Source organism: Candidatus Sarcina troglodytae (assembly GCF_015708635.1).
GTDB lineage: Bacteria > Bacillota > Clostridia > Clostridiales > Clostridiaceae > Sarcina > Sarcina ventriculi.
This window is the reverse complement of record NZ_CP051759.1, coordinates 1-11,514: the sequence shown is the minus strand read 5'-3', so window position 1 is coordinate 11,514 and position 11,514 is coordinate 1. Positions and strand designations below refer to the sequence as shown.

10 protein-coding genes are annotated in these 11,514 nt (G+C 22.7%); 7 read left to right on the top strand and 3 right to left on the bottom strand.

Annotated elements, in window-relative coordinates; genetic code table 11:
- Nucleotides 1–31 precede the first annotated feature (31 nt).
- Both HH195_RS12255 and HH195_RS12250 read left to right on the top strand, forming a co-directional pair.
- Entirely contained in the window at nucleotides 32–700 is a 669-nt protein-coding gene (locus HH195_RS12255; RefSeq protein ID WP_196372094.1) for a recombinase family protein, read from the top strand.
- A 997-nt stretch (nucleotides 701–1,697) separates the two neighbouring features.
- Nucleotides 1,698–2,942, top strand: a complete 1,245-nt coding sequence (locus HH195_RS12250; RefSeq protein WP_196372093.1) for a DNA-binding response regulator — start codon at nucleotides 1,698–1,700, stop codon at nucleotides 2,940–2,942.
- A gap of 415 nt (nucleotides 2,943–3,357) precedes the next feature.
- Here HH195_RS12250 and HH195_RS12245 read toward each other — a convergent pair whose 3' ends face one another.
- The gene (locus HH195_RS12245) at nucleotides 3,358–3,855 is read right to left on the bottom strand and encodes a GNAT family N-acetyltransferase (RefSeq protein ID WP_196372092.1); all 498 of its coding nucleotides are present in this window, start codon (nucleotides 3,853–3,855) and stop codon (nucleotides 3,358–3,360) included.
- A gap of 83 nt (nucleotides 3,856–3,938) precedes the next feature.
- Nucleotides 3,939–4,451, bottom strand: coding sequence for a GrpB family protein (locus HH195_RS12240; protein WP_196372091.1), 513 nt, complete (start codon nucleotides 4,449–4,451; stop codon nucleotides 3,939–3,941).
- Between the two features lie 848 nt (nucleotides 4,452–5,299).
- On the opposite strand from HH195_RS12240, the gene HH195_RS12235 reads away from it, so the two are divergent.
- The 5 genes from HH195_RS12235 to HH195_RS12215 all read left to right on the top strand — a co-directional run bounded on the left by HH195_RS12235 (nucleotide 5,300) and on the right by HH195_RS12215 (nucleotide 9,675).
- Nucleotides 5,300–6,580, top strand: a complete 1,281-nt coding sequence (locus HH195_RS12235; RefSeq protein WP_196372100.1) for a radical SAM/SPASM domain-containing protein — start codon at nucleotides 5,300–5,302, stop codon at nucleotides 6,578–6,580.
- An 8-nt stretch (nucleotides 6,581–6,588) separates the two neighbouring features.
- Nucleotides 6,589–8,274 carry an ATP-binding cassette domain-containing protein gene (locus tag HH195_RS12230; protein ID WP_256437760.1) on the top strand — a complete coding sequence of 562 codons (1,686 nt, stop codon included), beginning with the start codon at nucleotides 6,589–6,591 and terminating at the stop codon, nucleotides 8,272–8,274.
- 74 nt (nucleotides 8,275–8,348) lie between these two features.
- Nucleotides 8,349–8,771 (top strand): hypothetical protein, encoded by a 423-nt coding sequence (locus HH195_RS12225; protein ID WP_196372098.1) that lies wholly within the window; start codon nucleotides 8,349–8,351, stop codon nucleotides 8,769–8,771.
- Between the two features lie 270 nt (nucleotides 8,772–9,041).
- Nucleotides 9,042–9,242 carry a hypothetical protein gene (locus HH195_RS12220; protein ID WP_196372097.1) on the top strand — a complete coding sequence of 67 codons (201 nt, stop codon included), beginning with the start codon at nucleotides 9,042–9,044 and terminating at the stop codon, nucleotides 9,240–9,242.
- Between the two features lie 268 nt (nucleotides 9,243–9,510).
- Complete coding sequence (locus HH195_RS12215) at nucleotides 9,511–9,675, top strand: hypothetical protein (RefSeq protein WP_196372096.1); 165 nt, start codon at nucleotides 9,511–9,513, stop codon at nucleotides 9,673–9,675.
- Nucleotides 9,676–9,936: 261 nt separating this feature from the next.
- Here the strand turns inward: HH195_RS12215 and HH195_RS12210 are convergent, their stop codons facing one another.
- The gene (locus HH195_RS12210) at nucleotides 9,937–11,118 is read right to left on the bottom strand and encodes a protein kinase domain-containing protein (protein ID WP_196372095.1); all 1,182 of its coding nucleotides are present in this window, start codon (nucleotides 11,116–11,118) and stop codon (nucleotides 9,937–9,939) included.
- Between the last annotated feature and the right edge of the window lie 396 nt (nucleotides 11,119–11,514).

The following is an 11,514-nucleotide window of genomic DNA, read 5'->3' as shown; positions in this document are numbered from 1 at the left end:
TAGTTTAATTAACATATGGAGGATAAAAAATATGGGAAATTATTATAGCTACATGAGAATTTCAACCAAAGAGAACAATGATAAACAAAGTTTTAATAGGCAAGAGAAAAGCTTAAAGACATATGCAAAAGATAATAACATAGAATATTTATTAAACTTTAAAGATGATACAACTGGAGGTAGATTTGATAGACCATCCTGGAGTAAACTAGAAAAGATAATACAAAAGGGGGACACGATAGTATTTAAAGAAATATCTAGGTTTACACGTCAAGCTGAAGAGGGATATAAAAAATATATGGAACTAATGCAAAAGGGTATTAATTTAATATTTTTAGATAATCCAACTGTATCAACAGATTATATAAAAAACTTAACAAGTATTGCTAATACACAAAACTTAGTTACTAAAACTGCTTTAGATAACATAATAAAATTATTATTGATAGTTGAACTTGATAGAGTGGAGCAAGAAAGAGAACTTATAATAAAGAGGATAAAACAAGGTATTGAAGCAAGTGATAAGAAAAGTGGAAGAAAACAAGGTAAACTTGATAAAATGAGTGATAAATTAAGAGATGATATAAAAGAGTTTTTAAGTGATAGAAGTATAAAGCAAATAGATCTAATGAACAAGCATAATATAAGTCGTAATACATTAAAAAAATATATAATAATAGTACAAAGAAAACATCAGTAAAAGTAAAGATGAAAATAAGGTAGGCTAGCTTTAAATATCTAGTCCTATTTTGCGTTAAAATTCTATATTAAGAATTAAAACAATATAAATGTAAGGTATAAAAAACGACAAAACCAATTCTAAAATGACATTAATATTTATGTATACATCAAATTAATAATGTATACAGGTATTATTAAAATCAATCACCTTCAAATTATAATATTTTTCATCAATAAATAATATTTATACATGGGTTGATTAAATTAAAATTTAAAAACAAGCATACAAAAATATAAGGTTGTTCATATTAATTTATGATTTCAAGAATGGTGTTATAAGAAGGATTTAAAAGTGGTATAATGTCAAGTTTATGCCAAATACACACGAAATAATAAAAAAGGGTAAGGTTAGGAAAGATATAACAACTTTTTGATATAAATCATACTAGACGGCTTGTACACTACATTACAGCAATATTTAAACTAGTATAATTTATAGCAAGATTATAGCAATGTATAGGTGCCATTAGTGTGTAAGGTACATTTAATACTATATAATATGCTTAAATAAGCATGAAATAAGGCTTAAATATAACTAGATATTAGTGGAAAGAACCCTAAGATTACCCTAAGGTATTTGGACTTTTTAAGCACATATTAAAGTATCAAAATTATTAGAATAAAGACGTTAAGATTATGGTAAGGTATTGCTGACTTTTAATTTACATAAGAATATTGATAATGATTGAATTTAATATTATTTTTTACATATAGCAAAAAATAAGTTATTTGTAATTACAATATAGTTAAAAAATATATTTAATATTAATTAAGAATTTTATAAGAATTATTTCATGAAATTAAATACTAAAATTGAATAATTAAGTAATTTATAATATTTATTATTTAATTTATAAATAATCCATATGTATAAGTAAATATAGTGTTTTACATTGATTTTAAATGAATTTGAGTTATGTTATAATTTGACTAAAGATGGGAGGTGAGAAACAAAAGTGGTATTAGCTTTAAAACAAGAAGACGAAAAAGAGCTATCTCAAAGTGTTAAGTATATAAATACAGTTCATGGAAATAGTGAAGGATGGATAACTAAAGCTAAAATATCCTCAGAAGGGTATAAACAATGGCATTATAAACATATGCAGTTGGTAGGATTAAAGTTTAATGAAGATAATGTATATATTACTTTAAATACCTTTTATAAGACTTATAGAAGAATAGAGTGTCTTAAAGAACTTAATGCATTATTTATAGATTTAGATACATATAAAACGGGTTTTACTAAAGAGCAGATTTTAATGAATCTAAATGAAAATTACTTTGGAAAAAATATCCCTATACCAAATCTTATTATAGATAGTGGAAGAGGATTATATTTAATATGGCTTATAAAAAAGGTTCCAAGTATGGCTTTACCTTTATGGAAAGCAGCAGAAGATTATTTTTATAAAACTTTAAAAGAATTTGGAGCAGATAGACAAGCATTAGATGCAACAAGAATATTAAGGATACCAGGAAGTATTAATTCTAAAACACATACAGAAGTGAAAATAATAGATAATTATGATTATTTATATGACTTAAAAGAGATACAAAATGAATATATGCCTGAATTAAACGAGAAGGCACTTAAAAAGCGAGGAAGACCTAAAAAGGTATTATTTGTCCATAGGGAAAGAAGTCTTTACTACGCGAGGCTACAGGACTTAATAAAGCTATGTGAGTTAAGAGAGAATAATTTAAAAGGTCATAGAGAACTTATATTATTTTTATATAGATATTATTTATGCTATTTTACAGAAGATATAGAGAAATCATTAAATGATACATTAGAGTTAAATAATATGTTTAAGCAGCCATTAAGTGAAAATGAGGTTATAAGAGCTACTAAGTCAGCAGAAAAGGTATATAGAGACCAAAATAAAAATTATAAATACAAGAACGGAACTTTAATAAATCTTTTAGAAATAACAGAAGAAGAACAAAAAGAGATGAAAACCATAATTTCTAAAGAAGAGTATAAGAGAAGAGAAAATATAAGAGGTAAAAAAAACTATAAAGAGAAATTAAGAACTAAAGGTAAATTAACAGAAAAAGAAAAAATATCACAAAGAAGAGAAAAAATAAAAGACCTTCTAGCAAAAGGTCTTAAACAAAAAGAGATATATATGCGACTAAATATCTCAAAACGTACTTGTATAAATGATATAAAGTATTTAAAAGAACAAGGTTTAATATAATCTTGTTCTTTATGATTATAAAATAGATTTAAATATTTATCAATAAAAAAAAAGGTGCAAAATTTTTTACGCTTGTATTATAGGGGTACTTCGTACCTGTAGCTTGGTTAAGCTTTATGGGGAAGTAGTAAAGACTCTAGTATTATATAATACTAGCTTAAAATTGTATTAGTATATTTAGAGGCTATTACTAGAATGTGGCGAGATTTTTATTTGTGAGGTAAAAGTAACATGGATAACAAAATATTATAGATATTAATAGAAAGTTGACTTAAAATTTTATTACTTATTTTTGGTTTAACTATATGAATCTATTTATTTAAAAATTAAACATATTGAATTTGAATTGAAGCTATGTTAGGTTTAAGATAAAAGAACTGTAAGTAGTATTCTATGAATTAAATGAGAATGTAAATTAAATAATAAATTTAGCCATGAATATTTCATCTTCAAATTTCTCATTTACAAATATAGATTGTCGTTTTATACCTTCAATAGAAAATCCATATTTTTCATATAATCTTATAGCTTTTTTGTTACTACTAAATACACTTAATTCTATTTTCTTTATTTTTAAAATATTATTACAGTATTCTAAAAGCTTATTCATTAAAGCACTTCCAATACCCATAGAATGAAAATTAGGATTAACCATTATACTTATATTTGCACAATGTGATCTTTTACCACTTAATTTATTTAAAATAGCTACTGCTATTACAGTACCATTTATTTCTACGACTTTCCAAATTTCATTTGCATCTTGTATAGCTTTAATTTTATTTTTTATTTTTTCTGGTGATTCACTATCTAAAGCTAAAATATATTCTATTACTCCTGGCATTTTTCTTATTTTACTTATATCTACAAAATCATTAATATGTACATTTCTTATGATAAATGAATCTAACATAAATCAATCCCCTTTTAATTTTATTATACATAACTAAATATAATATTTTAAGTATTACTTAAAATAAACATCTATATTTAAATCTATTTTAAATTAAGTTTTCTATAAATTTCGTTAATAATATTTTCTTTGTATTTCATATATTTTTCTATATTTTCTGGATAAATACTTGCTCCTTTTAATTTTATCTCTGCGTATTTTTTCATATCTTCTTCATGTGACCTTAAATAATTTCTAAACAAAATATGTCTCTTTAATTCTTTAGAATATTTAGGGCATACATACAAATGATGTGCCATAAATATACTTTTATCATATCTAAACGCATGTCTATCTTTTATTCCTAAATCTCCCTCATAGTAATACCCATATTTTTTTAATTTACTTTTAACTTCAGTAAAATTACTGTAATTTTTAATAATAACATCAATATCTATAATTGGTTTAGCAGCTAATCCACAAACAGCAGTACTTCCTACATGTTCAATTGATATAATGCTATCTCCTAATATCTGTTGAAAATAGATTTTTAATTTTTGAAATTCATTAACCCATCTATTGTTATATTTTTCAACAATTACTTTTTCAGTCCTCATGATTTAACACCACATTCGTCAAATTTTATTTTTATAAATTCTATAAAACTAATTAATATTTTTTATTATATCTAGATACTTTTATAAATTCAATTTTTATAACAACTAATTGCATTTTTAGTTAGATAGAAATACAAGTAAATTTTGATTCTAATATTTGTTAAATGTAACATATTGAAGTTATGTTAAGTTTAATTTTTTAAAAGTAGTTCTAGTAGGCATTATTATTATGCTTTACTGGGATTTAAAAAAAGTAACACAATATACATTATGTTATGTTTTTTTAGGGAAAAATTATCTTATTTTAAGATGATTTATATAATTTTAAAAAATATATATGGGGGGAGTAGTTCCAGGATTAAAAAAATATTTTAAAAGTCGCATTGGTAGTTTTCCTTACGCAAATTTCCCAAAACTCATAAAAGGGGGATAAAATATTGTGAAAGTATGATTAATATTTTTATATCAATTGAAAATTTTATATTACGAATTTATAGAACTTAATATATATTGATTTATTTAAAGCAAAAAGAAGTTATTTGTAATATATTATTATTTATTTTTATTATATTATATAAAAGTATATAAATAAGAATAAGTTAATTTTATGTTTGAATTATTAATAAAATAGCAATATAATAAAAACGAACATTGATTTTTGATATCAAATAAATATTCGTTCGAAGGGGTGATTGTAATGATTATATTAAATGAAAAAAAACCTTTAGTATTAATAGATAAATGTCCAGCTAGAGCTTAGTAATGTTTTATAAACATAATACTTAAATAATTAGCGAAAAGGTGTTGCATTATTTACAACACCTTTTTTTAGAAAGAGGGAATATATTTTGAATTTGAAATGGTCTCAATATATAGTTAAATATGATATTAAAGGAAGCATTATATTATTTAATACACTTAATAAATCAACAGTTTTTATAAATAAATGTGATTATACTTTAATTAATCAGAGTCTTCATGAGAATAATTTGATACTTGATGATAAATATATTGAATATATTGATAATCTTAAAAATTTAGATATTTTAATAGATAAAAATATTAATGAAAAAGAGGAATTTTTTAAAAATATTAATTTCTCTATAAAAAATAGTAATACATTAGATTTAACAATATTGAGTACAACCAATTGTAATTTCAAATGTGCATATTGCTATGAAAATGGTATAAATAGAAATACGAATTTAAGTATTTGTGATATTGAAAAAATATTAAAAGTAGTTAAGGAGTATATATGTAATAAAAGTATAGAAAAGATTAATTTATGTTTATTTGGGGGAGAGCCTACTTTAAATTGGAAATTTATTCATTATTTATTAAAGGACATAGAAAATGTATGTAAAAATAATCAGATAAAATTAAATATAGAAATAATAACTAATGGTTATTTATTTGATAAAGATAAAATCGATTATTTATTAAAGTTTAATTTAGAGAATGTACAAATTACATTGGATGGTGAAAAGAATGTTCATGATTCAAGAAGATGTTTAAATAATGGTGGTAAAACCTTTGAAACAATAATAAATAATTTGGATTATTTGTTAACTACAAATTTGAAGCATGTCACTATAAGAGTTAATTTGGATTTTAAAAATAAAAAATATATAATTAATTTAATAAATTATTTATATTTAAAATATAAAAATTATTTAGATAAAATAAAATTATCACTTGGAATTATTGATGATAATAAATTAAGTATTGAAGAGCTAGAAAAGTATTATTTTGATTTTTATAAAGCTGCATTTGAATTAGGATTTAAACAAGATTTATATTTTGAAACAGGGTCTTTATGTAGTGCTAAAAGACCAAATTCATTTGTAATATCTTCGAGCAAAAGAATTTTTAATTGCTTAAGTTTAGTAGGAATAGAAAAATTTGCAGTTGCAAATTTAGAAGATGATTTAACAAAAATAGATAATTTGTTTAACATAAAACTTTACGATGAATGTTTCAAGAAAAAGTGTGAATTTTTACCTATGTGTCATACAGGATGTAGATTTAAGTCTTATTTAAATAATAACAATATAGAATCTTTGGACTGTAATTATAAACTTTTAAAAAATATAAATGAAAGAATAATAAAATTATTATATAATTTGTAAAATAATTGATGGTGATTAATTTGATAAAAATATATTTATTTTTCGAAAAATATAGAAAAAATATAAAATTAAAGATTTATTTATATTATATTGTTAGTTTTGTATCAAATATAAGTTCCTTATTAATTCCTTATTTAACAATGGAACTTATAAATCAGATAGAAGCTTATAACTTAAAATCATTTTTATATGTTTCATTAGGAATGGTTGTAGTTATGATAATATTTTGTTTTAGTTTATCTTTAGGCTATTATTTAGAAAATTATATAAATACATATTGTTTAAATGAGCTAAAAAAAGATTTGATAAATAAATCATTTTCTATGACATATAATAGTTCTAAATATTTAAATATGGGCAAATTTATTCAAAGAATTTTTGATGATACAACAGTAGTCACACCCTTAATTGTAAGTATGTATGCTAATGTTTTATTAGATATATTTTATGTTATAGCAGTTATAATTATAATGGGATCTATGAATTCGATATTGACAGTAATAATATTGATACTAATACCTATTTTTATACTTTTTTATAAGATTTACATTCCTTATATAGAAAAAACAAGTAAGAATGTTTTAGTAATTGATGAGGAGTTAAAGAATTTATCAGAAGAAGCATTAAATGGTCAGATAGATATAAAAGTTAATAATGCATCTAAATTTATAAATTTAAGATTACAAAATAAATTAAATACTTATCTAAAAGTTACTATGAAAAAAATAAAATATCTTATGCAATATGATTATATACTGATAACTAGCATTATGAATATAGGAACTATTTCTATGTATTGCTTTGGGGGATATTTAGTCTTTAAGAATGTAATAACAATAGGAACAATGATAGCATTTACATTATATTTTTCTAGATTATGGAGTCCTTTAGAATATTTTATGAATTTATCTAAAGAAATTAAAATCCAAAAAATATCGTTAAATAGAATAAATGAATTATTGAATTTAGAAGATGAAGATCTAATAATTAAAAACGAATTACCTGAATTTAATCAATTAAAAATAGAAAATTTAACTTTTAGTTATGGAACTAAAAATATACTTAACTCATTAAATTTAATAATAAATAAAAATGATAAAATTGCAATAAAAGGTGGAAATGGTTCAGGTAAATCTACCTTAAGTAATATAATAGTTAAATTATTGGATTATAAAATTGGTGATATTTATTACAATAATATAAATTATAAATCCTTAAACTCTGGAGAAATTAGAAAAAAAATCATTTTAATTCCATCAGAGGTATTTATGTTTGATTGTACAATTAAAGAAAATATAATTTTAAATACAGATAACAAATATGATATAAATAAGTTTAATAAATTTTTAGCTCAAAAAGATATTAAGCCATTGATAAATATATTTAACTTAAATAATTTAAATTTAAGTACAAGAGTTAGTAATAATTCAAATAATCTTTCAGGAGGAGAAAAAAAGATAATACAAATATTACGTGGATTGTTTTTAAGTGGAGATATTTATATTTTAGATGAACCCCTTAATTATATAGATAAAAAATATAAACGTATATTTATAGATTTTATAAAAAAAAATTTAGCTAATAAAACATTAATAATAATATCTCATGATGAAGAAATATTTGAATGTTGTAATAAAATTTATGAAATACATGAAGGTTATATAAAAAAATATAAAAATGAGAGAAATATGTGAAAACTTTTTTTATTTGATGTATTTTAGAATATATATATAAATTTAATAATAAAAATTCATTAGAGTTAAATAATATGTTTAGGCAGCCATTAAGTGAAAATGAGGTTATAAGAGCTACTAAGTCAGCAGAAAAGGTGTATAAAGACAAAAATAAAGATTACAAATACAAAAATGAAACTCTAATAAATCTTTTAGAAATAATAGATGAAGAACAAAAAGAAATGAAAATCATAATTTCTAAAGATGAATATAAGAGAAGAAATAATGAGGACAATAAGAAGAAATACAATAGTGAAAGAGCTAAAGAAAAATATAGAAATCAATTGAAAAAACGAGGTAAATTGTTAGAAAAAGAAAAGATATCACAAAGAAGGATAAAAATAAAAGACCTTCTGGACAAAGGTCTTAAACAAAAAGATATATGTTCAAAGCTCAATATATCTAAAGATACCTATCTTAGTGATAGAAAATATTTAAAAAAGCAAGGTTTGATATAACCTTGTTTTTTTAAATTATAAAATAAAAAAATGGTATTTCAACAGGTAGGAAATTTTTTTCAGCTTGTATTGGGTTACGTAGTAACCTGGTCTATTTATAATCTTTAGAGGAGGAGTAGTATGGATAATAAAGCTTCATGGGTAAAGTTAAGTGGTAGTATTAATTTTAATATTAGAGGTTTATGGAAAGAAAATTTATTAAGAAGTAGTGAGGAATTAGCTGACGAATATATATAGTGTACTTTAGTAGCTGAAGATTCCTATTCTTATTTGGATAAGCAAACATATGAATTTATTCCTATTAGTGAAGAAGATGTTAAAGACATTCGAAGAATATTTATTGAGAGAGTTAACAGAAAAAAAGAAAAATATAGTGAAGAACTTAAAGAGCTTAAAGCTAAGATTGAATTGGATAAAAGAAATATTAAGTTAGCAAAGGTAATTGAGTTTCCTTTAAATTTTAAAAAGTAATAACTTAAATTATTTTAGGTATTCGAAGTATCAGTCTTTAGTAATAATAAACTAAAAAAGAAAAAAAGATACCCTCATTTTTTTCAGCCCTTGTATTATAGGGTACTTTCGTACCTGTAGCATATAAGTTAATATATGGTATACATATTTTATGTTCCACTTTATTTAACTATTTAGGAAAGGATTGGTCTATATGCGCACTAAACGTGGTGTTATAATTAAAACAAGATAATTTAGAGATGAATATGGTAATATACGAAGTAAGGAGATGATAATAACAGAAAAAAATGGCCCTAATGATATGAATGTTGTTATAGAGAAACGTGAATATGGTGAGGATTCGAAGTGTTTAATAGAAACTAAAAGAAACATTAATATTTCCTCAACAGAAAATAAAGAAGCTGTTGTTAATCTATTAAATGATTTAGTATGATTGCGATAATATTGAAGTTTGTAAAGTTAAATGAAGAAAATGTTAATTGATTTATAAAACCTAATACATTGAAAAATAGTTTTTATTCAAAGGCAAAGCAAAATATATTTATTTTTTATAAAGTAAATATATTAGATTAGAAAATAAAATGACAGGTATTAAAGTTTTTTAGCCATTGTATAAGTATACTTTAGTACCTGTATCTTTTTGTTTTGATGTATTTAAAAATTCAATCTTACTTTAAATTTGAAATTAAAAATTCTATTTACTTAGTTCTATATTTTTTAAGCTAGCTATCATTTCATCTACTGATTGATAGCGGTTTTCTTTATTTACGGAAAGGCCTTTAGTAATAAAAGATTTTAAACTAAGATTTTTTATATTTGAAATATCTTCCTCTCTACCGGTCATTACGAAATACATCAATTTAGTAAGTGCATAAGTTTCGTGTAATATATTGTAATTTTTAAAACCTTCAGTAACAAGTCCAGGATCGTTATAATATCCCTTAAATTGTGTATTCGATGAAGTTAAACTGCTATCAGTAGTTTTGACTAGACCAAAATCAGAAACTTTAACTACTTTTGTGCCATCGTCATATACCTTTATTAATATATTTTTAGGGCTTATATCTCGATGTAGTAATTCATTAGCATGAATATATTTAAATGCTCTTAATATCTGTATTGCAATACATTTACGCTCCTTACTCGTTAGTTGAGAATTATTCTTTCGATAATATTTATCAAGTGTGTAGTCTAAAAATTCCATGATGTACTCATTTGTAGAACTATCATAATGAAAAACATCAACGATATATGGGGAGGATAAGTTTTTCATTTGTTCAAATTCCTGTCTAAAGCGTTCTAATTCTTTTGCATTTAAATCTTTTTTAGCTCGTTTTAAGACGAATTTACGATTGTAAAAAGGATCTTTAAATGTAAATACTTGTGCGTATGAACCTTCACCTATTAATTTTAAATTAGCGTACTGTTGTTTATTTTCAAAAGATTTAAGTTTAATAGTTTGAGGTTGGACTAAAATAGGTTGAATATAGTATATTTCTACCTTATCCATATGTGCTGGTATAGAGCTGCCTCCTGATTTACTTAAAAATTTTAGTGATTGTGTTACTATTTCTTGATAGTATTCTACTATATTAAAAGCGTATGGAGTGCTTTTTAACATTCTTTGAAGTCCTGTTAATGTTTCGATAGCGAGTAATAAATTCCTGCTGGGATCAGCCCAAAAATGTGCTTCATGTTCATTGGTAGGAAGTCTATCATTCATTAATCGATAGTTTACTACAAACATGTGGTGTATTGTTGAAAATAATTCCTGTAGTTTTTGGTGAGAAAATGATTGATATAAATCAATATATTCTAAATTGATATGAGATTCCATTTCACGGTATTTACCTTCAATGTAATTTTCTATATTCAAAAAATCACTCCTTATTCGTATTGTTATTATTGTTATTTCAGTATACTTTTTGATTTGTTAATTTAATATACATCATACTATGAAAATAAAAATTATCCAATTTTTAAAAATGATTATTGGTTAGTAGTTTAAAAATGAGATTGTAGGAAATTTTAATTTTCAACTTAACTTAAATCATGTAATTAGATTTTCTAATAACGGTTGAATTTTAAAAAATCATATAAATACAGTAGACATCAATGCTTTAGATGGTTTTAGACTAAAAAAGAAGGACATCAGAAAAATCTTATAGAAAACTATCAAAATAATATTTTATATAATAATTTAAAACAAAAATATCAAAATAAATTAACTTATAGTTAAATTGATACTACAATAAAAGTATCAAATAAAGTG

What these genes read in the sequence shown, in the direction of transcription:
- HH195_RS12255 (WP_196372094.1), top strand. Translation starts at nt 32, where the DNA reads ATGGGAAATTATTATAGCTACATGAGAATTTCAACCAAAGAGAACAAT.
- HH195_RS12245 (WP_196372092.1), bottom strand. Translation starts at nt 3,855, where the DNA reads ATGTTAGATTCATTTATCATAAGAAATGTACATATTAATGATTTTGTA.
- HH195_RS12240 (WP_196372091.1), bottom strand. Translation starts at nt 4,451, where the DNA reads ATGAGGACTGAAAAAGTAATTGTTGAAAAATATAACAATAGATGGGTT.
- HH195_RS12230 (WP_256437760.1), top strand. Translation starts at nt 6,589, where the DNA reads ATGGTGATTAATTTGATAAAAATATATTTATTTTTCGAAAAATATAGA.
- HH195_RS12225 (WP_196372098.1), top strand. Translation starts at nt 8,349, where the DNA reads ATGTTTAGGCAGCCATTAAGTGAAAATGAGGTTATAAGAGCTACTAAG.
- HH195_RS12215 (WP_196372096.1), top strand. Translation starts at nt 9,511, where the DNA reads ATGATAATAACAGAAAAAAATGGCCCTAATGATATGAATGTTGTTATA.